Annotated in this window: 24 protein-coding genes; 7 read left to right on the top strand and 17 right to left on the bottom strand. The window is 58.4% G+C overall.

Translation table 11 applies throughout. From position 1 onward, the window contains the following. The 4 genes from WLY71_RS15645 to coxB all read right to left on the bottom strand — a co-directional run. Positions 1 to 706 (bottom strand): cytochrome c oxidase subunit 3 (locus WLY71_RS15645; protein ID WP_347804251.1); only part of this gene is annotated, 706 nt, incomplete at its 3' end. Between the two features lie 33 nt (positions 707 to 739). Beyond that, positions 740 to 1297, bottom strand: coding sequence for a cytochrome c oxidase assembly protein (locus tag WLY71_RS15640; RefSeq protein ID WP_347804250.1), 558 nt, complete (start codon positions 1295 to 1297; stop codon positions 740 to 742). A gap of 117 nt (positions 1298 to 1414) precedes the next feature. Then, positions 1415 to 3013, bottom strand: a complete 1599-nt coding sequence (ctaD, locus tag WLY71_RS15635) for a cytochrome c oxidase subunit I (RefSeq protein WP_347804249.1) — start codon at positions 3011 to 3013, stop codon at positions 1415 to 1417. A gap of 82 nt (positions 3014 to 3095) precedes the next feature. Beyond that, a complete protein-coding gene (coxB, locus tag WLY71_RS15630) occupies positions 3096 to 4223 on the bottom strand; it encodes a cytochrome c oxidase subunit II (RefSeq protein ID WP_347804248.1) in 1128 nt (375 codons plus the stop codon). A gap of 369 nt (positions 4224 to 4592) precedes the next feature. Here coxB and WLY71_RS15625 point away from each other — a divergent pair, with 369 nt between their 5' ends. After that, positions 4593 to 5243, top strand: coding sequence for a hypothetical protein (locus tag WLY71_RS15625; RefSeq protein WP_347804247.1), 651 nt, complete (start codon positions 4593 to 4595; stop codon positions 5241 to 5243). A gap of 45 nt (positions 5244 to 5288) precedes the next feature. Here the strand turns inward: WLY71_RS15625 and WLY71_RS15620 are convergent, their stop codons facing one another. The 6 genes from WLY71_RS15620 to WLY71_RS15595 all read right to left on the bottom strand — a co-directional run bounded on the left by WLY71_RS15620 (position 5289) and on the right by WLY71_RS15595 (position 12857). Next, positions 5289 to 6818, bottom strand: a complete 1530-nt coding sequence (locus WLY71_RS15620) for a SulP family inorganic anion transporter (RefSeq protein ID WP_347804246.1) — start codon at positions 6816 to 6818, stop codon at positions 5289 to 5291. Positions 6819 to 6908: 90 nt separating this feature from the next. Beyond that, on the bottom strand, positions 6909 to 7640 hold the full coding sequence (locus WLY71_RS15615) for a carbonic anhydrase (protein ID WP_347804245.1): 732 nt from the start codon (positions 7638 to 7640) through the stop codon (positions 6909 to 6911). A gap of 243 nt (positions 7641 to 7883) precedes the next feature. Then, entirely contained in the window at positions 7884 to 8942 is a 1059-nt protein-coding gene (locus tag WLY71_RS15610) for a PA0069 family radical SAM protein (protein WP_008152485.1), read from the bottom strand. 70 nt (positions 8943 to 9012) lie between these two features. After that, on the bottom strand, positions 9013 to 10317 hold the full coding sequence (locus WLY71_RS15605; protein ID WP_347804244.1) for a c-type cytochrome: 1305 nt from the start codon (positions 10315 to 10317) through the stop codon (positions 9013 to 9015). Between the two features lie 12 nt (positions 10318 to 10329). Then, entirely contained in the window at positions 10330 to 12114 is a 1785-nt protein-coding gene (locus WLY71_RS15600; protein WP_347804243.1) for a GMC family oxidoreductase, read from the bottom strand. Between the two features lie 2 nt (positions 12115 to 12116). Next, on the bottom strand, positions 12117 to 12857 hold the full coding sequence (locus WLY71_RS15595) for a gluconate 2-dehydrogenase subunit 3 family protein (protein WP_347804242.1): 741 nt from the start codon (positions 12855 to 12857) through the stop codon (positions 12117 to 12119). Between the two features lie 300 nt (positions 12858 to 13157). On the opposite strand from WLY71_RS15595, the gene WLY71_RS15590 reads away from it, so the two are divergent. Then, positions 13158 to 13802, top strand: a complete 645-nt coding sequence (locus tag WLY71_RS15590; RefSeq protein ID WP_347804241.1) for a phosphatase domain-containing protein — start codon at positions 13158 to 13160, stop codon at positions 13800 to 13802. A gap of 9 nt (positions 13803 to 13811) precedes the next feature. Here WLY71_RS15590 and WLY71_RS15585 read toward each other — a convergent pair whose 3' ends face one another. The 3 genes from WLY71_RS15585 to prlC form a co-directional block, all read right to left on the bottom strand. Then, on the bottom strand, positions 13812 to 15854 hold the full coding sequence (locus WLY71_RS15585) for a M3 family metallopeptidase (protein WP_347804240.1): 2043 nt from the start codon (positions 15852 to 15854) through the stop codon (positions 13812 to 13814). 111 nt (positions 15855 to 15965) lie between these two features. Beyond that, a complete protein-coding gene (locus WLY71_RS15580) occupies positions 15966 to 16253 on the bottom strand; it encodes a YheV family putative zinc ribbon protein (RefSeq protein ID WP_008152496.1) in 288 nt (95 codons plus the stop codon). Beyond that, on the bottom strand, positions 16250 to 18328 hold the full coding sequence (gene prlC, locus WLY71_RS15575; RefSeq protein ID WP_347804239.1) for an oligopeptidase A: 2079 nt from the start codon (positions 18326 to 18328) through the stop codon (positions 16250 to 16252). Before prlC ends, WLY71_RS15580 begins: the two co-directional genes overlap by 4 nt. Positions 18329 to 18390: 62 nt before the next feature. Here prlC and WLY71_RS15570 point away from each other — a divergent pair, with 62 nt between their 5' ends. Further along, on the top strand, positions 18391 to 18936 hold the full coding sequence (locus WLY71_RS15570; RefSeq protein WP_347804238.1) for a gamma carbonic anhydrase family protein: 546 nt from the start codon (positions 18391 to 18393) through the stop codon (positions 18934 to 18936). Between the two features lie 44 nt (positions 18937 to 18980). Further along, on the top strand, positions 18981 to 19631 hold the full coding sequence (locus WLY71_RS15565) for an HAD family hydrolase (protein ID WP_347804237.1): 651 nt from the start codon (positions 18981 to 18983) through the stop codon (positions 19629 to 19631). A gap of 120 nt (positions 19632 to 19751) precedes the next feature. On the opposite strand, the gene WLY71_RS15560 is transcribed toward WLY71_RS15565, so the two are convergent. Beyond that, positions 19752 to 20828 (bottom strand): aminopeptidase, encoded by a 1077-nt coding sequence (locus tag WLY71_RS15560; protein WP_347804236.1) that lies wholly within the window; start codon positions 20826 to 20828, stop codon positions 19752 to 19754. A 59-nt stretch (positions 20829 to 20887) separates the two neighbouring features. On the opposite strand from WLY71_RS15560, the gene WLY71_RS15555 reads away from it, so the two are divergent. Beyond that, positions 20888 to 21310 carry a PA0061/PA0062 family lipoprotein gene (locus WLY71_RS15555; RefSeq protein ID WP_347804235.1) on the top strand — a complete coding sequence of 141 codons (423 nt, stop codon included), beginning with the start codon at positions 20888 to 20890 and terminating at the stop codon, positions 21308 to 21310. Positions 21311 to 21350: 40 nt separating this feature from the next. Further along, entirely contained in the window at positions 21351 to 21773 is a 423-nt protein-coding gene (locus WLY71_RS15550) for a PA0061/PA0062 family lipoprotein (protein ID WP_347804234.1), read from the top strand. A gap of 6 nt (positions 21774 to 21779) precedes the next feature. Here WLY71_RS15550 and WLY71_RS15545 read toward each other — a convergent pair whose 3' ends face one another. Together WLY71_RS15545 and WLY71_RS15540 are read right to left on the bottom strand one after the other, a co-directional pair. Further along, positions 21780 to 22013, bottom strand: a complete 234-nt coding sequence (locus WLY71_RS15545; RefSeq protein WP_074872359.1) for a DUF1161 domain-containing protein — start codon at positions 22011 to 22013, stop codon at positions 21780 to 21782. A gap of 187 nt (positions 22014 to 22200) precedes the next feature. Further along, positions 22201 to 22632: an OsmC family protein gene (locus tag WLY71_RS15540; protein ID WP_008152515.1), complete on the bottom strand. Its 432-nt coding sequence runs from the start codon at positions 22630 to 22632 to the stop codon at positions 22201 to 22203. Between the two features lie 241 nt (positions 22633 to 22873). On the opposite strand from WLY71_RS15540, the gene WLY71_RS15535 reads away from it, so the two are divergent. Then, positions 22874 to 23875, top strand: a complete 1002-nt coding sequence (locus WLY71_RS15535) for an LLM class flavin-dependent oxidoreductase (protein WP_095126740.1) — start codon at positions 22874 to 22876, stop codon at positions 23873 to 23875. Positions 23876 to 23939: 64 nt separating this feature from the next. Here the strand turns inward: WLY71_RS15535 and WLY71_RS15530 are convergent, their stop codons facing one another. Beyond that, positions 23940 to 24164 (bottom strand): DUF1161 domain-containing protein, encoded by a 225-nt coding sequence (locus WLY71_RS15530; RefSeq protein WP_347804233.1) that lies wholly within the window; start codon positions 24162 to 24164, stop codon positions 23940 to 23942. Positions 24165 to 24176 lie beyond the last annotated feature (12 nt).

Below are 24176 nucleotides of genomic sequence, written 5' to 3'. Positions count from 1 at the left end.
GCATGACGAAGGTCGCGCCGTAGATGCCCGAACCGAGTGTCAGGCCCAGTTCGTGGTAGGCGTGTATGTATTCTTCGGCCTGAAAACCAAGGAACGCGCAGCCCAGTAACACGGTGAGCGCCAGCCATATTTTCAGCGCGCCGCGATGGCCCTTTTTCAAGGCGTGGTGAGCGATGGTCACGGTGACGCTGGAACTCACCAGCAGCACGGTATTGAGCAACGGCAGGCCCCAGGGGCTGATGACTTCCTTGGGGGCCGGGAAGAGTTTCGGGTCAGGGTTGTTCAGCAGCGGCCAAGTGAACTCGAACGTCGGCCAGAGCATGTGGGCAATGCCGTTGGCGCCTTCACCGCTCAGCGTCGGGCCGGTGATGTTGCGCACATAAAACAGCGCACCGAAGAAGGCGATGAAGAACATCACCTCCGAGAAGATGAACCAGCTCATGCCCCAGCGGAACGAGCGATCCATCTGTGCGCTGTACAACCCCTGGCGGCTTTCCTTGATCACCGTACCGAACCAGCCGAACAGCATGTAGGCCAGCAGCAGGCCACCAACGAAAAAGATCAGCGGGCCGTGGGACTCCGGCCGCGCCGCCTTCAGGTCGTTGAACCAGGTGGCCAGACCGAGCACGGTGACGAACATACCGACCGTGGCAATGATCGGCCATTTGCTCTGGGCCGGAACGTAATAATGTTCATGAGTTGCCATTTATTGTTCTCCTTATCGGGCACGCTTTAACGCCTAGCCACCGGTGTTTGCAGCAACAGCCGCGGGTGGATGACGTGCGGTGATATCGAACAGCGTGTAGGAAAGCGTCAGGTGCTTCACATCCTTGGGCATGTCACGGTCAACGATGAAACGTACCGGCATCTCGATCCGTTGACCGGGCTGCAGCACTTGCTGGGTAAAGCAGAAACATTCGGTCTTGTGGAAGTAGGCCGCTGCATTGCTCGGCGCGATGCTCGGAACCGCCTGGGCGCTCATCGGGCGATCGGTCGGGTTATGGGCGATGAAGATCATCTCGTTCACCGCCCCCGGGTTGGCGGTCAGTTCGTCACTTTTAGGATAAAAATCCCAGGACATGTTGGCGGCATTGGTCGACAGAAACTGCACGCGAACCTGCCGCGAGGTGTCGACCGTTTGTTCGCCCTCATACTGCCCGCCGGTCTTGCCGTTGATGCCGAACGCCTTGCACATCACGTCGTAGATCGGCACCAGGGCAAACCCGAAGACAAACATCGCCACCACCACCAGCAGCAGGCGCGTGACCAGCTTCTTCAACGAAATCGAATCAGCCATGGTGCAAGCCCTCCACACAAAACCCTGTGGGAGCGAGCTTGCTCGCGATAGCGGTGTATCTGACACACCGCGCCACCTTCATCGCGAGCAAGCTCGCTCCCACAAAGGCAAGGCTGTTCATTTCACTTCCGGCGGCGTGGTGAAGGTGTGATACGGCGCCGGTGACGGGATGCTCCATTCCAGGCCTTCGGCCCCATCCCACGGTTTGGCCGGGGCTGGCGCGCCGCCGCGAATGGTCTTGATCACGATGAACAGGAAGAAGATCTGCGTGGCACCAAACATGAATGCACCGATCGACGACACCATGTTGAAGTCGGCGAATTGCAGGTTGTAGTCGGGAATCCGCCGCGGCATGCCCGCCAGCCCCACGAAGTGCATCGGGAAGAACGCCATGTTCATGCCGATGAACGACAGCCAGAAGTGCAGCTTGCCGAGGGTTTCGTCGTACATGTGGCCGGTCCATTTCGGCAGCCAGTAGTAGGCCGAGGCGAAGATCCCGAAGATCGCCCCCGGTACCAGTACATAGTGGAAGTGCGCGACCACAAAGTAGGTGTCCTGGTACTGGAAGTCCGCCGGGGCGATGGCCAGCATCAACCCGGAGAAACCGCCGATGGAAAACAGGATCACGAACGCCACGGCAAACAGCATCGGTGTCTCGAAGGTCAGCGACCCTTGCCACATGGTGCTGGCCCAGTTGAACACCTTCACTCCGGTCGGCACCGCGATCAGCAGCGTGGCGTACATGAAGAACAACTCGCCCACCAACGGAATGCCGACCACGAACATGTGGTGCGCCCAGACGATGAACGACAGGAACGCGATACTCGCCGTCGCATAGACCATCGAGGTGTAGCCGAACAGCGGCTTGCGTGAGAAGGCCGGAATGATCGAGCTGACGGCACCGAAGGCCGGCAGGATCATGATGTACACCTCGGGGTGACCGAAGAACCAGAACACGTGCTGGAACAACACCGGGTCACCGCCACCGGCGGCACTGAAGAAGCTGGTGCCGAAGTGGATGTCCATCAACATCATCGTCACGCAGCCGGCCAGTACCGGCATCACCGCGATCAGCAGGAACGCGGTAATCAGCCAGGTCCAGACGAACAGCGGCATTTTCATCAGCGTCATGCCGGGGGCGCGCAGGTTGAGGATGGTGGCGATCACGTTGATCGCACCCATGATCGAACTGATCCCCATCAAGTGGATGGCGAAGATGAAGAAGGTCACGCTTTCTGGCGCGTAGGTCGTCGACAGCGGGGCGTAGAAGGTCCAGCCGAAGTTCGGTCCACCGCCGGGGGTGAACAGGGTCGATACCAGCAGGATGAACGCCGCCGGCAATAGCCAAAAGCTGAAGTTGTTCATCCGTGGCAGGGCCATGTCCGGCGCGCCGATCATCAGCGGGATCATCCAGTTGGCGAGGCCGACAAACGCCGGCATCACCGCACCGAAGACCATCACCAGGCCGTGCATGGTGGTCATCTGGTTGAAGAATTCCGGCTGGACGATTTGCAGTCCCGGTTGGAACAACTCGGCGCGAATCACCATCGCGAACGAGCCGCCAAGCAAGAACATGGAGAACGCGAACCACAGGTACAGCGTGCCGATGTCTTTGTGGTTGGTGGTCAGCACCCAGCGCATCAGGCCTTTGGCGGGACCGTGGGCGTGGGCGTGGGCGGTGCCGGTATGAACATGGTCATCGACTACAGCAGTCATGTCCTGTCTCCTGCAAACAGATGGGCTGGGCAGGCCGGGGCGTGATGCCCCGACGAGTTCCTTACGTGCGCAATAGACCGGGTCATTTGCTTTCCGCCTGTTTCAGCTCCAGCACTTCTTTAGGGGTGACCATGTCGCCCTTGTTGTTGCCCCAGGCGTTACGTTCGTAGGTCACGACCGCTGCGATATCGACTTCCGAGAGCTGCTTGCCGAACGCCGCCATGGAGGTGCCGGGCTTGCCGTGGAAGACAATGCCCAAGTGATCCTTGATCGGTCCGGTAGCGATTTTCGAGCCCTTGAGCGCCGGGAACATCGGCGGCAGGCCCTGACCTTCGGCCTGGTGACAGGCCACGCAGGTGGTGTGATAAACCTTGTCGCCGCGCTCTTTAAGCTCGTCGAGGGTCCATTCCTTGCTGGTCAGCTCTTTGAGCTGCAGGGCTTCAGCCTTGCGCTCGCCCAGCCATTTTTCGTAATCGGCCTTTTCCTTGACCTCGACCACGATTGGCATGAAGCCGTGGTCCTTGCCGCACAATTCGGCGCATTGACCGCGGTAGATGCCAGGCTTGTCGACGCGGGTCCAGGCTTCGTTGACGAACCCCGGAATCGCATCGCGCTTGACCGCAAAGGCCGGCACCCACCAGGAGTGGATGACGTCGGCGGAAGTCACCAGGAAGCGCACCTTGGCGCCGATCGGCAGCACCAATGGCTTGTCGACCTCAAGCAGGTAATGCTCGCCCTTGGTTTCCTTGTTGTGGATCTGATCGGCGGGCGTGGTCAGGTTGCTGAAGAACTCAACGTCCTGGCCCAGGTATTTGTAGTGCCACTTCCACTGATAGCCGGTGACCTGGATATCGATATCCGGCTCACTGGCGTCATACATCTTGATCAGGGTTGCGGTCGCAGGGACCGCCATGGCCACCAGAATCAGGAAGGGCACGATGGTCCAGAGGATTTCAACGGTGGTGCTTTCATGAAATTTTGCGGCCACCTGCCCGGTCGAGCGGCGGTGGAGAATCATCGACCAGAACATGGCGCCGAAGACGATGATGCCGATTACTACACAGATCCAGAAAATGGTCATGTGCAGGTCAAATACTGCGTGACTGATTTCAGTCGCTCCCGGCGCCATATTCACAGCCCATTCGGCGTGTGCCGGACTGAAAATCGACCACAACAGGAGGCCCATCCAGACGTGTGGATGTCGCATCATTGCGGGTTCCCCTTATCGTTCTTTTTATCCCGCCGGCTTTCACCTGCGGCAAGGGAGCGGCTTTCAGACTACGAACTTGAATCGCCGAGCCTTGCTGCGTGTGCAGTCGGGCGTCATCAGCTAACTCCATTCCCACCCGAGTATAGACAGCGACTGCCACCTCGCAATGTGATGGCGTAAATCACCTGAAACAGCTGGGACTTGCGTTCCAGGGCACGAATGGAGAAGGATGCAGACGAGTGGCGGCAAACCGATATAACTTTGATGTCTCAAGGATGAAATAATTATGACAAATGCGTCTTAGCATTTTTCGTATGCCAGCTAAGTTATGTCTTCCCTATTTCATTGCCTTTGTTTCCTGGAGTTTTCATGAACACCGCCGCATTGCGCGAGCAGATCCAAAAAGCCCAACAACACGAAGCCGAAACCGGCCTGCTGACTCGTCAGCTGGAATCCCAACTGCCACACCTTCACTCCGCCATCCAATTGCCGGATGTCGACGCCAACGGCGTGATGACGCGTTTTGTGGCCGCGTATATAGAGCAAGTGCCGGACCTGCTGGACGCAGCCAATGAAGTCGCCAGGGAAGCGGGTATCGAATCACAGATCAAACCGGTGCTGAAAATCGCCGAGCAGTTCTTCCTTCAGCCGCCGGCGATCATGGCCGGCCACGTCGGTCTGGACAGCCTGCTGGACGAAGCCTATCTGGCGCACCGCCTGGTCGAAGAGGTCAATGACCTGTACATCAAGCATTTTGGCCAGCCACTGATCCCCTTGGACATGACTGTTGCCAACCTGATTGCCCACCAACTGATCGGCGAGGAGTTCGCCAATCAACTGGATGAGGCGGTGCATCACGCCGTGGACGAGATGCTCAATGAAGACAGTTTCGCGCTGGAGTCCGTCGAGGTCTACCGCGAGAAGCTCAACAGCCCGGACACCGGCGCTGCGTGGAAACGCTGGCCGTGCCTGTCGCGCCAACTGGGTGTAGGCCTGGAGCTGGATCAGCCAGCCGCTTGATACGTTGCCCATAAAAAAATCGCAGCCTATTGGCTGCGATCTTTTTTAAGCGGCTGCGGAACCGACGCCCGTCGTGGTTCGCAATCGCCCTTCCAACCTGCGCTTCAACCCCCGCGCTTCAATCAACAGTTTTGATCCCTTGGCCGCATTGGCCCGACCCCATTCCTCCAGCAACTCCAGACACGAGTGATCGATATAGCTCAGGTTATTGAGCGGCACATGCACCGTCGCGCCTGCCGGAATGGTCCCCAGCACTTGGGTCAGCGCCGGCACTTTGAGGAAGGTCGCTGCACCTATCAATCGCAGCTCCATTTCGCCGTCCTTGGGCAGATCGATCAGGCTTATCTTCAGTCGCGAAGCCTTCCAGGCCAGTTTGGCCAGGGTCAGGCCGAAGCCGATCAGCACGCCGGTCAGCAGGTCGGTGAAGATGATCGCCAGGGCTGTTGCCGCGTAGGTGAACATCGGCATCCGCCCATAACGGCCCAGACCGCGAAAGGCCTTGAGGTCGACCAGTTTGAAACCGGTGTAAACCAGAACGCCCGCCAGGCTCGCCACCGGAATGCTTTGCAGCACGCTGGACAGCAGCAACACGAAAGCCAATAACCACAGGCCATGGAAGATCGCCGACAGTCGCGTGGTGGCGCCGGCCTGGACGTTGGCCGAACTGCGCACGATCACGCCGGTCATCGGTAGCGCGCCGAGTAAACCGCAAAGCATGTTGCCTACGCCTTGAGCCGACAATTCCCGGTCGAAGTCGGAGCGCTGGCCGCTGTGCATACGGTCCACCGCGGCGGCCGAGAGCAGGGTTTCGGCGCTGGCGATAAACGCCACGGCAAATGCGGCGATCAGCAAGGTCGGGTCAGCCAGATTGAGCAAGTCGGCGGGTTTCAGCCAGTCGATGGCTTCCGCCAGGTTGGCCGGGACTTCTACTCGTTTGACCTGCAACGCGAGCACCAGGCTGGCGACGGTCGCCAGGCCTACCCCAAGCAGTGCGCCGGGAATGAAGCGCAGGGAATGGGGGCGTAATTTCTCCCACAACCACATCACCGCAATCGTCGACAGCCCGAGCAACCCGGCTTGCCAACCGAAGGAGGGCAAGGCCTGCACGACGGCAGCCGGGAAGGCTGCCAGATTATCCAGCCCCGAGGGCTTGGGCACGGAGTCGAGCATCACATGCACCTGTGACAACACGATCAGCACGCCAATCCCGGCGAGCATTCCGTAGACCACGGCCGGCGCCGTCACCCGAAACCAGCAGCCCAGCTTTAAACGCCCTGCCACCAGTTGCAGAAAACCGGCCAGCAGCAGGATTGGCCCGAGCATGTCGACGCCGTGCTGGCGTACCAGTTCGAACACCAGAACCGCCAAACCGGCCGCCGGGCCGCTGACTTGCAGTGGCGAACCGGCAATCCAGCCCACCACCAGGCCACCGATGATCCCGGTGATCAAGCCTTTGGACGGCGGCAGCCCCGAGGCGATGGCGATGCCCATGCACAAGGGCAGGGCGACGAGAAACACAACCACGGACGCCAGCAGCTCCCGTGGCAGAACAGCTTTAAGTTGAGCAGCACGCATGGTGACTCTCCCGAAGTTTTCTTCAGGCGTGGCGAAGCCAGGCTGCTTGATCAGCAGCCTTGGCTAAACCACACAATAATTTAGGAAGATTTAGAAGCGCGCTTTGGGCGTCGCCACCGGAATCGGATGGCTGCCATCGAGCGGCAGGAAACAGCCCTTGTCCGCATCGTAGGCTCTGATTTCGCTGGTTTCGATGTTGTAGATCCAACCATGGATAAACAGCTGCCCATTGGCCATGCGCGAGGCTACCGACGGGTGCGTGCGCAAATGTTGCAGCTGGGCGATCACATTCTCCTCGGTGAGGACGTGCATGCTTTCGTTTTCGTCAGCGCAATGGCAGTTGTCCTGGACCATGGTTTTTGCCACTTCCGCATGACGCAGCCAGGCTTTGACCGTCGGCATTTTTTCCAGGCTTTGCGGGTTGAGCACTGCGCGCATCGCGCCACAGTCAGAGTGCCCGCAGATGATGATGTGTTGCACGCCGAGGGCCAGTACCGCGTATTCGATTGCCGTGGAAACACCGCCGTTCATTTGCCCATAAGGCGGCACAACGTTGCCCACGTTACGGGTGACGAACAGGTCGCCGGGGGCGCTTTGGGTGATCAGCTCAGGAACGATGCGCGAATCGGCGCAGGCGATGAACATCGCTCTGGGGCTCTGGGCCGTGGCAAGTTTTTTGAAGAGTTCTTCCTGCTGTGGAAAAACCTCGTGATGAAAATGCAAAAAGCCGTCAACGATATGCTGCAGCGCTGCATCGGCGGTTTCCGCCTCCGGTTGGGCTGAAGCCGACGCAGCCAACGGCTGTTTATCCTTGTCACTCATGATTCATCCTCTTTGGCGGAGTCAGGGAATTTTCCCGTTTTTTCCGGTGTGAAGCCAGTGGCTGTTTAAAAAACATCCAGGTTGAGAATCTAGACCTGTCAGTCACTCGATGAACAAGGTAGCGGTCGAAACTTAACTCAAACTGAATAAAACGCTCTAGAACGCGTGTTCCATGTCACAAAAAACGTGACTGACGTAGTGGCAAAGTGCATTTCACCCTACTCAACCATAGACCAATTGTCCTCAAATCAACGACATCTGGCGACCCGGCGGACAGAAGGCTTCGCAGTCCAGATTGAAACCTTCCCGACGATTGAGCCCCAGGCGTTTGATGGTTTTGGCAAAGCGTTGCGCCAGCAGATCGGCAAACGGCCCTTCGCCACGCATCCTGGCACCGAAGCGACTGTCGTAGAGCTCGCCACCACGGCTCTGACGAATCAGGCTCAACACATGAGCGGCACGCTGAGGATAGTGGGCCGCCAGCCATTCTTCGAACAGCGGCGCAACTTCCAGCGGCAGGCGCAGCATCATGTAGGCCGCACTTTGCGCCCCCGCGGCATGAGCTTCGGTGAGCAGGCTTTCGAGTTCGCTGTCGTTGATCATCGGAATCATCGGCGAGCACAGAACGCCCACCGGAATTCCCGCTTCACGCATCACGCGGATCGCCCGCAACCGAGCCTTGGGTGCCGCGGCGCGCGGTTCGAGGATGCGTTTGAGCTCATCGTCCAGGGTGGTGAGGCTGATCATCACCGCCACCAGCCTTTGCTCGGCGAGTTCGGCCAGCAGGTCCAGATCCCGAAGAATCAGCGAGCCCTTGGTAATGATGGTCACGGGATGGCGATAGCGCAGCAGCACTTCGAGGGTTTTGCGGGTGATTTTGTGTTCGCGTTCAATCGGTTGATAAGGGTCCGTATTGGAGCCCAGATTGATCGGCGCACATTGATAGCCGCGCTTGGACAGTTGTTCTTCCAGCACATCGGCGGCGTTGGTCTTGGCGATCAGTTTGGTTTCGAAATCCAGCCCTGGCGACATGTCCCAATAAGCGTGGCTGGGCCGCGCGTAGCAATAGATGCAGCCGTGCTCGCAGCCGCGATAGGGATTGATCGAACGATCGAAGGGCAAGTCCGGCGAGTTGTTGCGAGTGATGATGGTTTTCGCCGTTTCGATGCGCACCTCGGTGCCCTGGGTGATCGGCGCTTCCTGATACCAGCCGTCATCCTCGGCCACCGAGCGATTCGGCGCGAAGCGGTTGTGCGGGTTGGTCGCGGTACCGCGGCCGCGCGGGGGAAGAGGGGTGGACATGAAAACGCCTCTGTACTGTTTTTATATACAGTATAGGGGCGTTATTCATCTGGCTAGTGCCGCTGGGCAGTCAGTTTTTCTGGGTGACTTGCCCTAGATCGTCTGCCGACGTGGTCTTCATATCATTCGTGCGCAGGTCTGCTACTTCGCTCGCCTTGACCGGCGAGCCGCCGTTGCCCCAGCTGCTGCGGATAAAACTGACCACATCCGCCACTTCCTGATCCGACAGGCGCCAGGCGAACCCCGGCATCGTGAAGGTCGAAGGCGCCATGTGGGTCGCCGGCAGCGTACCGCCCTTGAGCACGATGTGAATCAGCGACGTCGGATCCTCCGACTGCAACACCGGGTTGCCTGCCAGCGCCGGGAACACTTTGGTGTAGCCATGGCCATCGGTACGGTGACAGGCCGCGCAGTTGTCGATGTACACCGAAGCGCCGGGCGTGCTGTCGTCCCCGTTCCACAGCGCCTGTGCGACCTGATTGTCGTACTGGTGCGGCTGGTCGGCGGGATCATTCGCCGGCAAGGACTTGAGGTAACGGGCAATCGCGGTCAGATCGTTGTCGGTCATGTATTGCATACTGTGCGTCACCACATCACTCATGCCACCAAACACTGCGCTGCGATCACTGCGACCGGTCTTGAGGAACTGCACCAGTTGTTCTTCGCTCCAGCTACCGAGGCCGTCCTTGTGATCGCCCCGCAGACTTTTCGCGATCCAGCCTTCCAATGGCGCACTGCCTGACAGAAATACGCTGCCTTCGCCTGCATTCAGGGCTTTTTCCTGCATGGTCAGGGCACGCGGCGTATGGCACGCGCCGCAATGTCCGAGGCCTTCCACCAGATAAGCCCCACGACTGACCACGGCATCTTCGCCGGGTGCCGCTTTGTAGTCCGCCACAGCCGGGGCAAACATCCAGCGCCAGCCCGAAAGCGGCCAGCGCATGCTCAAAGGCCAGGGAATGTCGCTGGCCTTGTTCTCCTGAGCGACAGGCGCCACGCCGTGCATGAAGTAGGCGTACAAGGCGTTCATGTCGGTTTCGTTGACGCTGGCGTAGGACGGATACGGCATGGCCGGGTACAACGTACTACCGTTTTTGGCGACACCATGGCGCACGGCTTTGTCGAATTCTTCGAAGCTGTAGTCGCCCAGCCCGGTTTTATCCGGAGTGATATTGGTGGAGTAGATCGTGCCGATCGGCGTTTCCATCGGCAAACCACCGGCGAACGGCTTGCCATCCTTGGCGGTGTGGCAAGCCACGCAGTCGCCGGCACGGGCAAGGTACTCGCCTTGTTTGATCAGGTTTTGATCGATTTCTGCGGCGTTGATCGAGCCACAACCGAGCAGCGCCAGGGTCGCGATAACAAGTGCTTTCATGGTCATCGCTCCTTAAGCCTGCACCAGCGGGCCGGGGTTTTTCAGGTACTGCTCGCGGATCGCCCGGGCCGACCAGTAGGTCAAAGCTGCCACCAGGCCGGTAGGGTTGTAGCCCAGACCTTGTGGGAAAGCTGACGCTCCGGGGACGAAAACGTTGTGTACGTCCCAGCTCTGCAAGTAACGGTTCAGGGCGCTGGTTTTCGGATGGGTGCCCATGATCGCGCCACCGTTAAGGTGGGTGGTCTGGTAAGACGCAGTGTTGAAGTGATCGCCAACCTTCTTGCCCAGTACGGCGATGGCCTTGGGGCTCATCGCTTCGGCGATCTTGCCCATTTTCTCGACCATGAAGCGGTTCATCTTGATGTCGTTTTCCTGCCAGTCAAAGGTCATCCGCAACAGCGGCAAGCCGTAGGCATCGCGGTATACCGGGTCCAGATCGAGGTAGTTGCCGCGGTAGGATTGATGCGCGCCGTGGGCATCCATCGACACTTGATGGGTGTAGTAATCGGCGGTGGCACGTTTCCAGGCACTGCCCCAGGCCGGGGTGCCTGGCGGGTTGGATGTGCCTGCGATCGGTCGGCTGCCTGCCTGGTTGACCCACATCGGCGAGCCGCCGACGAAACCATGGGGGCCGTGATCGAAGTTGTCGGCGTTGAAGTCGTCCACCGCCACGCCGTTACCGCCGGCACCCATAAAGTTATTGGTGTGGGTGTCTTTGTCGAAGTAGGCCTTGATGGTGGCCATGTTCTGGTAAGCGAAGTTCTTGCCGACAACGCCTTCGCCGCTGATCGGGTCGTACGGCTTGCCGATACCCGAAAGCAACATCAGCCGCACATTGTGGAACTGGAAGGCACCGAGGATCACCAGGTCTGCGGGCTGCTCGATCTCCCGGCCCTGGCCATCGATGTAGGTGACGCCTGTCGCCTTGCTCTTGGTGCTGTCGAGATTGACCCGCAATACGTGGGAGTTGGGCCGCAGCTCGAAATTGGGCAGCGGTTTGAGCGCCGGCAGAATGTTTACGTTCGGCGATGCCTTGGAATACATGTAGCAGACATAGCCGCTGCAAAAACCGCAGAAGTTGCACGGGCCCATCTGTGCGCCGTAGGGGTTGGTGTAGGGGCCTGACGTATTGGCAGAGGGCAGGTTGTAGGGTTTGTAACCCACTGCGGTGGCCGCTTTCTGAAACAGCTGTGCGGAAACAGTGTTCTTCTGCGATTCCAGCGGGAAATGATTTGAACGATCCGGCGCGTACGGGTTGCCGCCCTTGCCTTCGCCGACCAACTGACCGTTCACCGTCCAGGCCTGACCCGACGTGCCAAAGACCTTCTCGGCGTAATCGAAAAACGGTTCCAGCTCTTCATAGCTGACGCCGAAGTCCTGGATGGTCATGTCCTTGGGGATGAAGCTTTTGCCGTAGCGTTCTTCGTAGTGGCTGCGCATGCGCAACTCGATCGGGTCGACCCGAAAGTGCACGCCGGACCAGTGCAAACCGGCGCCGCCGACACCATTGCCGGGCAGGAAAGCGCCCAGTTGGCGGTTCGGCAACGCGATGTCATTCACGCTATGGCGAATGGTCACGGTCTCTTTGGAAATGTCCTGGAAGAGTTTTTTACGCACGCTGTAGGTGAGTTCGTCGATGACCTGTGGATAGTTGCCATCGGGGTAAGTGTCCTGCATCGGCCCGCGCTCCAGCGCCAGCACATTCAGGCCGGCTTCTGTCAGCTCCTTGGCCATGATTGCGCCCGTCCAGCCAAAACCGACGATCACTGCGTCGACCTTCTTCATTACCGTTGCCATGCTTACGCCCTCTCGCCGCGAATCGAAACTGCCGGGAAGGGGTATTGTTCGTTGCGTTCCACCCAATCCATGAAATCGGCGCGGGCGCCGGGGAAGCCGATCATGGTCCAGCCGACCATGCCTTTATTGCCACCATGAATCGGGTCGCAGAAGAACCCTTCTTTGGTGTTTTGCAGCAGCAAGTTGAAGAAAATCTTCGCTGGAACACTGTCGAACTGAGGTTTTCCGGCCTCGAGTTGTTTGAGCAAATCGTCTCGGGTAGCGCTGTCTTGCTCAGCAAATACTTTACCGTTGAACGTTTTCGACCAAGCATCCGTAGCGGCGATGCCCAGGCGATAAATCTCTTTGGGCACCAACTTGCTCTGCCAGCCCATTTCTGGAGCGGCGTCTGCGTTGAACGGTCCCTGCATGAACCACAGCGCGCCGGCCGCGTAAGGCGTGTTCATCTGGCGGTCGATGTATTCGGGCACACCGGCTTCCAGGGCGCCTGGCCCTTGGGTATCGCTTGGAATCAGCTGGGCGACAGCCGCCTGGATGAACGTCCATTCTTCGGCGGTGAAGTAGCTTGGTTCATATGTGCTGGTGCTGACCGGCGCTTTGCCGGAACTGGCCGGGGCTGCTTCGGGCGCGGCCATCAGGACCGTGCTGCCCAGACCGGTGCTGGCAACGGTGACCACCGGGATCAAGGTCAGGGATTTGCGCAAAAACTCACGCCGCGAGTTGTCTCGATCTTGATCGGACATAGGAGGGCACCTCATCAGGCAGTAGCGGTTTTTCAGCCGTCTCGCAGGACGACTTTTCGTTTTGGCACCGATGCAGATCGCCAACAAGCGAAGAGCAATAGGGCGCATCGGTAATATGGAGTAACAAATGGTAGCAGGCTAAGCATAAAGATGAACCGATTCAGCTAAAAAACCTCGGTTTTGCGACGAAAGCGATCGGCTGATTCACGATTCTTTGACAGAGGGGTCACAGGCCTTTGACCGCTCGGGGTTGAAGCTGGGCGTCATCTTCCCGATTCTTCCTGAACGGTCACTCCCAGCATGTCTCTACTGCGTTTTGTCTTAGCGATTTACCTGTCGCTGGCCGCACTTTTGAACCTGCCGCTGGCCCTTGCCGACGACAGTGCGTTGCCCCGACCTGCGGAGTGGGCTCAATCGGTCGAGGTGCAATACAACCTTTTCAAAATGTCCCCGACGCTCTATCGCAGTGCATTGCCCGACAGAGGCTCCGTGCCGTTACTGGAAAAACTCAAGGTCGGGACGGTAATCACGTTCCTGCCCGAGTCGGATTCAAGCTGGTTGTCGACGCCAGGTATCGCACAGGTACAGCTGCCCTATCGCACCAACCATGTGGATGATGCGGATGTACTCAAAGCCCTTCGCGCGATCCAGACTGCCGAAGCCAAGGGACCGGTGCTGATGCACTGTAAACATGGTTCGGACCGCACGGGCCTGATGGCGGCCATGTACCGGGTCGTGGTGCAGGGCTGGAGCAAGGAAGACGCCCTGAACGAAATGACCCAGGGCGGCTTTGGTGACAGCACTCATTTCAAGGACGGCGTCCGTTACATGATGCAGGTCGATGTCGACAAGCTCCGCACCGCGTTGGCCAACGGCGATTGCAGCACGAGTCCGTTCGCCAGTTGTTCGATGAAGAGCTGGTTCAAATCGGCCCACGTCGAGTAAACCGTTGCCTCAGCGGGTAACGGCCTCTGACGAAAGCGCGAACAGATCTTCGGCGATCGGCCGTTCAAGAAACGCTTCCAGGGCGGTCAGCAAGGAGCGCGAATCGCCCGGAGAAAAAAACGCCTCGCGAAAGGCTCGCCCTGTTTGCGCATTGAAGACCCAATCCTGACGGAATCGCTTGAAGGCTTCGATGGCCAGTACGCCTGACCACGTGTAGGCGTAAACGGAGGCTGCGTAACCGGTCACCATGTAGTCAAAGCTGTTTGCGAACCGACAATAAGACGGCAGTTGCACGTGGGGAACCTCCCGCTGAACGTCTTCGAATACTTGCTGGGTGCTACGACCATCGCCTTGGCTGTGGTGCACTTCGAAATCGAACATTGCACCCGTCAGCAAGAGTGCGGCTTGTCGGCTGGTCTGGGTTTCGAGGGCTGCCAGTGCCGCGTCTACCCGCGCCTCGGTCAAGCGTTCACCGCTTTGGTGGTGGGCACCCAGCCATAATAGAAACTCCCGTGACAGGCACCACTGCTCGAATACTTGCCCTGCGAACTCCACCGTATCGCGCCCCAGTTGGGAAATGCCGGAAAGGTTGTGATGCGGCGAACTCGTCAGCACGTGTTGCAGACAGTGACCGAATTCATGAAAAAGCGTCCGCAGATCCTTGTGCTCAAGCAGGCACGGATGGCCGTCGACCCCAGGCGTGAAGTTGCAGTGAAGATCGGCAATCGGTAGCGCTACGCGGCCTTCGGCGTTTCTTCGTCGGTTTCGCAGCGTGCCGGTCCAGGCGTAATCCGGAGCTTCTTTGCGGTGGAACGGGTCAAGATAAATATGCCCGATGGTCTGACCATGCTCGCTGATCTCAAACAGGCGCACGTCGTTATGCCAGCGACTGAATTCAGCCTGCTCAAGGATCCGGATCCCGAACAGCCGTTCGCAGAACAGGCAGAGTCGTCGCAAGGTGCCGTCCAGAGGGAAATAGTCGCGCAGATTCTTCAGGGCTTCAGGGAAACGATGGTGGCGCAGTTGTTCAGCGAGAAATTCGTGGTCCCAGGCGTGTACTTCAGAGATGCCCCGTTCGAGCGCAAACTCTTGTAGCTCCTTTGAATCCCGTGCAAGGGGCGGTGTGTTCAATGTCACTTGCCGACGCAGGAAACTACGAACTTGATCGGTGGACTCGGCCGCTGCGGTGGCCAGACGCAGTTGCGCGAAATTATCGAAACCTAGCAGTTTGGCTTTCTGGTGGCGCAGCGAAAGCAGCAACGTCAGTACAGGATCATTATCGAACTCGTCGGCATGCGGGCCTTGATCGGACGCGCGCGTGGAGTACGCCACGAAATATTCTTCTCGCAATGCCCGATTTTCGGCGTACCTCATGATTTGCTGGTAGGTGTTTTCATCCAGGGGAATCAGCCAGCCTTCATGTCCTGCTTCTTTGGCCAGGTGTCTCAGACGATTTTTTACGGTGGGGTATAAACCTTCCAGTACCGCAACGTCATCGACGTGCTTGGTCCATGCAGCGTTGGCGCTTTTCAGATGGATGAGAAACAGCTCTTCGAGCCGATCAATGTCGAGGTTCAATCGGGCCAGCTTTTCCCGTTGCGTCAGGGGCAAGTCGATTCCCGACAATTGAAATTTGCGCAGAATCTTGGCCAGCGCAGCCTTGCGCGGTTCGTCGAAGTTGAGGGCGATCGAACTGTTCGCCAACCGCTGGTATGCATCAAACAACGGACGATTGTTCATTCTTTCGGATCGGTACTGCGCCCCGGCGTCGCTGCATACAGCAGCTGCCGTGTTCCAGGCGGTATCGTTGTGTTTCGCCATCGACAGGATCTGGATGATGCCCAAAGCCTCGCCCAGGCGCGCATCGATTTCATCGATGGCCAGAACCAGGTCATCCCAATTGGGGAATACGGATTGGCTGGTGATGGTTTCGGCAATGACCTGCCGGTTGTCGGTAATGATGGCTGTGATTGCCGGCACGAGGTGTTCGGTGCGGACCTCCGACCAGGGCGGCAGGTCCCAGGCCTGTAAAAGCGGATTGGTATCGGGCATGGCGTCTTCCTTGAGCAGAGGCTGAATGTGGTCAGCCTATAAAGGAAGCGCAGGGGAAAGGTGGTAGATAGTTACCACCCCCACACCGCAAGGTGTGGTGGTGGCGGTGACTCAGTGTTGCTCGTCAGGCTTTTTCTTCAGCTTCGGGTTCGGGAAAAACTGCACGGCCTGAACCTTGGCGTCCGGTACTTTCAGCGCTGAAGTGTTGACTCGCGTGCCCAATTCCTTGGGCACGGACAGGCCTTGTTCATTCAGCGTGTCGGAATATCCGCAGGCCACGCACTCACGATGCGGGACTTCGTCTTCGTTCCACATCATCAACTTGTCCGGCTCGCTGCAGGCCGGGCAGACCGCCCCGGCGATAAAGCGTTTTTTGGTAATCACAGGCCCCTCACTCATGCTGCAGCGACCTCACTCAGGCCGCTGTGGCGCAAGAGTGCGTCAATCGACGGCGGGCGTCCGCGGAAGTCGACGAACAGCACCATCGGTTCCTGGGAGCCACCGCGCGCCAGGATCGCTTCGCGGAAGGCGCGGCCTGTCTCGGCGTTGAGCACGCCTTCTTCTTCGAATTTCGAGAAGGCATCTGCCGACAGCACTTCAGCCCATTTGTAGCTGTAGTAGCCCGCCGCATAACCGCCGGCGAAGATGTGCGCAAAGCTGTTCGGGAAACGGTTGTAGGCCGGTGGACGCATGACCGACACCTCGTCGCGCACACCTTCAAGTACCTGCGCCACGCTACGGCCGTCACCGTGGGTGGCGTGCAGGTCGAAGTCGAATAGCGAGAACTCCAGCTGACGGACCATCATCAGACCGGACTGGAAGTTCTTCGCGGCGAGCATTTTCTCCAGCAGGTCCTGAGGCAGCGGTTCGCCGGTTTCGTAGTGGCCGGAAATCAGCGCCAGACCTTCCGGCTCCCAGCACCAGTTTTCCATGAACTGGCTTGGCAGCTCCACCGCATCCCAGGCCACGCCGTTGATGCCGGATACGCCGGCGTGTTCAACGCGGGTCAACAGGTGATGCAGGCCGTGACCGAATTCGTGGAACAGGGTGGTCACTTCATCGTGGGTCAGCAGCGCTGGTTTGCCGCTGTCGGCCGGGGTGAAGTTGCACACCAGGTTCGCCACCGGACTTTGCAATACGCCGCTGATCGTGCGGCGACGGTCACGGGCGCCGTCCATCCAGGCACCGCCACGCTTGTTGGCGCGGGCGTAGAGGTCGAAGAAGAAGCGGCCGACGTGCTGGCCGTTTTCCTTGATTTCAAACAGGCGAACATCCGGGTGCCAAGTGTCGAAGCCTTTCTGCTCGGCGATTTCAATGCCGTACAGACGCTGGACAATAGCGAACAGACCGCCCAGCACTTTATCGATCGGGAAGTAAGCGCGAAGGGCTTCCTGGGCCACGCTGTAGCGCTGCTCGCGAAGCTTTTCACCGTAAAAACCGCTGTCCCAGCTTTGCAGGTCCGGGCAGCCTTGTTCGGCGGCGTACGCCTTGAGCTGTTCCAGATCCAGGGTGGCGAACGGCTTGCTGCGCTTGGCCAGATCGCGCAGGAAACTCAGCACTTGATCGCTCGATTCGGCCATTTTGGTGGCCAGGCTCAGCTCCGAGAAGCTGGCGAAACCGAGCAGCTTGGCCAGTTCCTGACGCAGGTCGAGGATTTCTTCCATGACCGGGCCATTATCATTCTGACCGGCATTCGGGCCTTGGTCCGACGCACGGGTGCAGTAGGCGGCGTAGACTTCTTCGCGCAGGGCGCGGTCCTGGGCGTAGGTCATCACCGCGTAGTAGCTCGGGAATTCCAGGGTGATCAGGACGCCGTCCAGGCCTTTGGCCTGTGCAGCCGCGGCCATTTGCGCCTTGGCCGAATCGGTCAGGCCGGCGAGGGCGGCTTCATCAGTGACGTGCTTGGTCCAGGCCTGAGTGGCGTCGAGCAGCTGGTTGGAGAAGCGGCTGCCCAGCTCCGACAATTTGCTCTGCACTTCGGCGTAACGCTTCTGTTCGGCTTCCGGCAGGTCGATACCCGACAGACGGAAGTCACGCAGGGAGTGTTCCAGGATAGTTTTCTGCGCCACCTCGAAACCGGCAGCTTCGGGGCTGTTAGCCAGCGCTTCGAACGCCTCGAACAACTCGCGGTTCTGGCCCAATTCGGTGGAGTAGGCGCTCAACGCCGGCAGGCAGGACTCGTAGGCTTCACGCAGTTCGGCGCTGTTGCACACGGCATTGAGGTGGCTGACCGGGCTCCAGGCGGCGCCCAGTCGATCATTCAGCTCGTCCATCGCCAGCACCAGGCCGGCCCAGGTCGGTTGTTTGCCCTGGGTTTTGAGGATTTCGATAATGGCGGTGCGGTTGTCAGCCAGGATCTGGTCAATGGCCGGTTGCACGTGTTCGGCACGGATCGCCGAGAACGGCGGCAGGTCGTAGGACTGCAAAAGAGGGTTGTTCACGCTCACGGTTGGCACCTTGGCTGGAAGAAACATTGCGCCATCTTAATTACAATCGACGTTCACCGCAGCTATCAGCAAAAGAGAGAGATCCTATCGTGACCCTTCGCAAGTATCAGAACCACACGCCGCTGCTGGGCAAAGGCGCTTTTGTCGACGGCTCGGCGGTGGTGATCGGCGACGTCGAAATCGGCGAAGACAGCTCCGTCTGGCCGCTGACGGTGATCCGCGGCGACATGCACCGCATCCGCATCGGTGCGCGCACCAGTGTTCAGGATGGCAGCGTGCTGCACATTACCCACGCCGGGCCGTTCAATCCCGATGGCTTTCCGTTGTTGATTGGCGACGACGTGACCATCGCGCATAAAGTGATGCTTCACGGTTGCAGCGTGGGCAGCCGGGTTTTGATCGGCATGGGCAGCATCGTCATGGACGGCGCGGTGGTCGAGGACGATGTGATCATCGGTGCTGGCAGCCTGGTGTCGCCGGGCAAGCGCCTGGAAAGCGGCTTCCTTTATGTGGGTAGCCCGGTGAGACAGGTTCGGCCGCTGACTGACAAGGAAAAAGCCTTTTTCACCTACAGCGCGGCGAATTACGTGAAGCTCAAGAATTTGCATCTGGCCGAAGGCTACGATCAGCTCTAAATCCCTAGTAACAAAAAGCGTCCGGCACTTGCTCAGGAATTTTCATGCATTACCAAACCGTATTGTTCGACCTCGATGGCACGCTGACGGATCCACGGGAAGGCATCACCCGTTCGATCCAGTTCGCCTTGAGCAAACTGGGCATCGATGAGCCCGACCTGACCAAACTTGAACACTTCATTGGCCCGCCGTTGTTGCAGGCGTTCATGCAGTTCTACGACTTCGACGAGCCCAAGGCCTGGGAAGCGGTCAACTTCTATCGCGAACGCTTCAAGGTCACCGGTCTGTATGAGAACCGCGTATTCGACGGCGTCACACCACTGTTGGAAACCCTCGGCGGGCAGGGGCGACAGCTGTACATCGCGACGTCCAAACCTTGGATTTTTGCCCGGGAAATTGCCCGGCACTTCGACTTCGCCAAGCACTTCAAAGTGATCTATGGCAGCGAACTGGATGGAACCCGGACCAACAAAGTCGAGCTGATCGCCCACTTGATGGCCGAAGAAGGCCTGGACCCGGCCAACACCCTGATGATCGGCGACCGTAAACACGACCTGATCGGTGCACGCAGCAACGGGCTGGATGCGGTGGCGGTGGGTTATGGTTTTGGCAGTCGGGAAGAGTTGAGTGCTGAAGCCCCGGCTTATCACTTCGAGACGCTGGAAGAGATGCATCAGGCGTTTTTGCAGCGTTAGGTCGATCGCCATCGCGAGCAAGCTCGCTCCCACAGTGGACCAGTGTTTACAAATCTAATGTGGGAGCGAGCTTGCTCCGGGCGGCGTTCCGACGAAGAGGCCCGCTCCGCCACTGAAGTTTTATGCTCCAACCAATGTCTTCAAAGCCGCCTTACGTTCTGCAACCGGCAACGCACCAAGCTTCTCGACTGCCGCATAAAACTTCATCCAATCCCCTCCCGCCTGTCTGAACAACGCCGCAAACGCCGGCACCCATTGGTCGTACAGCCCAAATGGCAACAGCCGGGCATTGTTCATTGGCGCATTGATCCACGCGTCATAGCGTTTGTCCCCAGCCCATTGGCTGTCGCGCAGTTGCCGGTATTCACCCCGCAATCGTTCGAACTCGTCGGCTTTGCGCTGGCGCATCTGGTCGGCGGGCAGGGGCAGGGTGTACAGCCGTTCGAGTCGCGTGCGGGTATCCAGAACCAATTGAATGAACTGGTCCCGTTGCTGCACCTGCGCGCCGCTGTCTGGCGCCAGGCCGCGGAATGCACGCCATTGGCGGGTGCCTTCCTGTTCGACGAAGGTGGCGAAAGACTCATTGAACTCGGTGTCGTCCTTCACATAAAAACGTTGATGCGCCAGTTCATGGAAGATCAGCGTGGCCAATCGTTCGTCACCCCAGGCCATCATCGAACTGATAATCGGATCGTTGAACCAGCCGAGCGTCGAATAAGCCTCGACGCCGCCGATCGACACGTCCATACCTTGCAATCGTTGCAATGCAGCTTCACCGCGGGCCGCGCTCTGACTGTAATAACCGCGGTAGGCGACGCAACCGGCGATCGGGAAGCAATGGTTCTGTGGTGTCAGGGAAAATTCCGGCGTGGTAAACACGTTCCAGACTACGAACGGCCGGCCAATGTCGGCGTACACACGGTAACTCTGGTTATCCGGCAGCTGCAGCTGTTGGCTGGCGAACGTGCGGGCCTTCTGCGATTGAGTCAGGTGCGCACGCAATAGTTGATCGCGACCGGGATCGGCAATCACTCTGGAAACCGGCTCGCGTGCCCGCAGCAATTGCAGCTGACCACTGGCCAATTGGCCGTAATAGCTGACGCCGGCGCAACCGTTGAGAAACAAAAACAACACGCCCGGAAACAAAATGCGTAAAACGCGATCAAGTAACCCAAGGCTTGGAAGCGGCCTGATCAAAATGAATCATCCCTGGAGAGTCTGCCCGCAAGACTATCCCGCCTGACTGGAGCTCCGCTATGCGCACGTTGATGCTGACAGGAAGCCTGCTGATGCTGGCAGGTTGTGCTGGATTCGGTTTACCCCCCCATGATCCGGCTCAAGCGTGGATCGACCTGGATTCGAAGCAGGAAGACACCGCGCTGCAAGCGCTGGAAGTCGATGACAAAGCCGCCACCGACAAGCGCTATTTCGAGGTTCAGCCGGGTAGCCATGAGTTGACGGTTCGTTACCAATTCCCGGTCGCACCAACCAACATCGGACCAGACGCAGAGCCGCTATGGCGTGATTGCCAGTTGAACGTGAAATTCAAGGACTTCAATGCCGGCGAGCGGTATCAGCTGCAAGCGGGGAATATCGGTTTTCGGCCGTGGGCAAAACTCTATGATCAGCAGCGAAAAGTGATTGGCCAGGGTGTACCGGCAGGCTGCCAACGCACCTGATCGGCGTTATTCTAAAGGACTAGTCCTTGAGAAAATCATCATGCGCAGGTTAACGCTGTTACTTGCTGCAAGCATCGTTGCTGGCTGCCAGAGCCCGTTGCCAGCGGTTAATCCGCAGATGGCCTGGGTCGAGTTTTCTACGCCATTCCCCAACGATAAATTGCTGATGGCCGAACGACTGGACAATCAGCGGTTGCGCGACGGGCGTTTTTTCCAAGTCACCCCCGGTAGCCATGAGCTGATTGTTCGATTCGACTTTGAAGTGCCCGGTGGTGGGGGCCTGGGCATGATGAACGGCCCCTCGGAACGCTTGTGCTACCTGACCATCAACTACGATCATTTCGAAGCCGGCCAGCGTTATGTGCTGGAAGGCCGTTCGATAGCGTTCACCCCCGGCGCCCGGTTGTACAACGCCAAGCGTGAAATCGTCGCGGAAGATCGAGAGTCCTATTGCCTCATATGAGGTGAATCAGCGGTCGTTCTTCTGGTAGATGATTTTCTTCGTACCCCCTTCGCACGAGCCAACGACCATATTCTGATCGTGTACTTCGTCGTTGGTGACGATTTCCAGCGTGTAGGACGAGACGTTATTGGCCTGGATCTTGGCTTCAATCTCGGCCTTGAGTTCTTCACAGGATTTCGTTGCCGCCAGGGCCGATGTGGCCAGCGCGCAACAGATAATCGCCAAGGCAAAACGTTTCATGGTTGAAGCTCCTTTGAGGCAGCGCGCACGTAGATGCGTTTCTGCTGCTGTCATTTATTCGACCACAGTTACGCCAGCCAGGTTTTGTTTTAGCGCAAAAAAGATCGCAGGCTGCGCCAGCTCCTACATGGATCGAGTGATCTGTAGGAGCTGCCGAAGGCTGCGATCTTTTCGTTTCAACGCGAATCTAGCTGACCAACGTTGCATCCAGGCTGATTTTCGCATTCAACACTTTGGAAACCGGGCAGCCTTCTTTGGCTTTATTGCTCAGTTCCTCAAATTGAGCCTGAGTCGCCCCAGGAATCTTCGCTTTGAGGATCAATTTCACTGCCGTGATTGCGAAACCGCCGTCCACCTGGTCCAGGGTGACTTCGGCATTGGTATCGATGCTGTCAGCCTTGAGACCGGCATCGCCGAGAATCATCGAAAACGCCATGGAGAAGCAGCCTGCGTGTGCTGCGCCGATCAGCTCCTCCGGATTGGTACCCTTGCCGCCTTCGAAGCGCGCCTTGAAGCCGTAGGGTGCTTCTCTGAGGACACCGGTTTCCGTGGAAATCGAGCCGATGCCGGTTTTCAGGTCACCTTCCCAATGAGCCGATGCTTTCTTCGTAATAGCCATGTCTGCCTCCTCAAGATCCGGCGCGAAGCGTCGCGCCTTTATGGTTTTCGGTTGCTAGGGTTCTGAGGATAGACCGTGGTGCAAAGTTCACATGATCTGATCGGTCCTCTTATTTCGTAGGAATTTTGGCTCTGCCATTGAAACTCGGGTATATGCCCTCATTGCATGAATCACGCTTATAGATTCGGCAGGTTTTCGTTTGTAAGAAAAAACCTGCGCCCTCAATTGGAGAAGCAGGCTTATGAAACGACTGTCCGATATCAAGTTCTCGACCCTCGATCTGGTGCCCGTGCGGGAGAACGGCAGCGCGGCCCAGTCGCTGCGCAATTCCCTGGACCTGGCGCAACACGTCGAAAAATTCGGCTACAACCGCTTCTGGGTTGCCGAGCACCACAACATGGATGGCATTGCCAGTTCGGCGACCTCGGTACTGCTTGGCTACCTGGCTGGCGGCACCTCGACCATTCGTGTTGGCTCGGGCGGTGTGATGTTGCCCAACCACGCGCCGCTGGTGATCGCCGAGCAGTTCGGCACGCTCGAAAGTCTGTACCCGGGCCGGATCGACCTGGGCTTGGGCCGTGCACCCGGTTCCGACCAGATGACCGCCCGCGCCTTGCGTCGTGAACGCTCCGGCAGCGCCGACGAGTTTCCGGAAGATGTGGCCGAACTGATGCGTTACCTCGGCCCGCGGACCCCGGACCAGCGGATCATCGCAATGCCAGGCACCGGTACCAATGTCCCGGTCTGGCTGCTGGGCTCCAGCCTGTTCAGTGCACAACTGGCGGGTGAACGCGGTTTGCCCTACGCCTTCGCCTCACATTTCGCACCGCGCTTCATGCATGAGGCCATTCGCGTCTACCGCAATCACTTCAAGCCTTCAGCAATATTGGATAAGCCCTACGTAATGCTCGGTGTGCCCTTGGTGGCTGCCGACACCGACGAGCAGGCCGATTATCTGGCGACCTCGGTCTATCAGCGCATCCTGGCGTTGATGCGTGGCCAGAGCCTGGTGCAACGTCCGCCGGTAAAAACCATGGACGGCCTGTGGCTGCCTCATGAGAAAGAGGCGGTCGGCGATTTCCTTGGTCTGGCGATGGTTGGCAGTCCGCAGAAAATCCGCGCCAAACTGGAGGTGCTGATCGAGCAGACCCAGGCGGACGAGCTGATTTTTACCTGCGACCTGTACGAGCATGCTGATCGTGTGCACTCCTATGAGCTGCTGGCCCAGGTCATGAAGGGCTGACGCTCAAATAGCGAGCACAAAAAAGCCGACGTCATTGCGTCGGCTTTTTTAATTTCGAGGGAGTTCAGCCCTGCTTGTAGACGATTTGCTTGGAACCTTTTTCACAGGTGCCGACGACTTTGCCGTCAGCGGCAGCGCCTTTATCGACGATTTCCAGTGAATAATTAGAAATGCCCTTGGCATCAAGTTTCGCGGTGATTTCGGCTTTCAGCTCTTCGCACGACTTGCCATGAGCCAGGGCTGTTCCCGCGAGACTCAACAAGCCTACTGCCAAAATAAAATTCTTCATCGGTCGCATTCC

It is taken from the genome of Pseudomonas rossensis, assembly GCF_039888995.1.
In the GTDB taxonomy this organism is placed as follows: domain Bacteria; phylum Pseudomonadota; class Gammaproteobacteria; order Pseudomonadales; family Pseudomonadaceae; genus Aquipseudomonas; species Aquipseudomonas rossensis.
The sequence above is the reverse complement of the archived record's forward strand: the minus strand, read 5'-3'. Positions and strand labels throughout refer to the sequence as shown.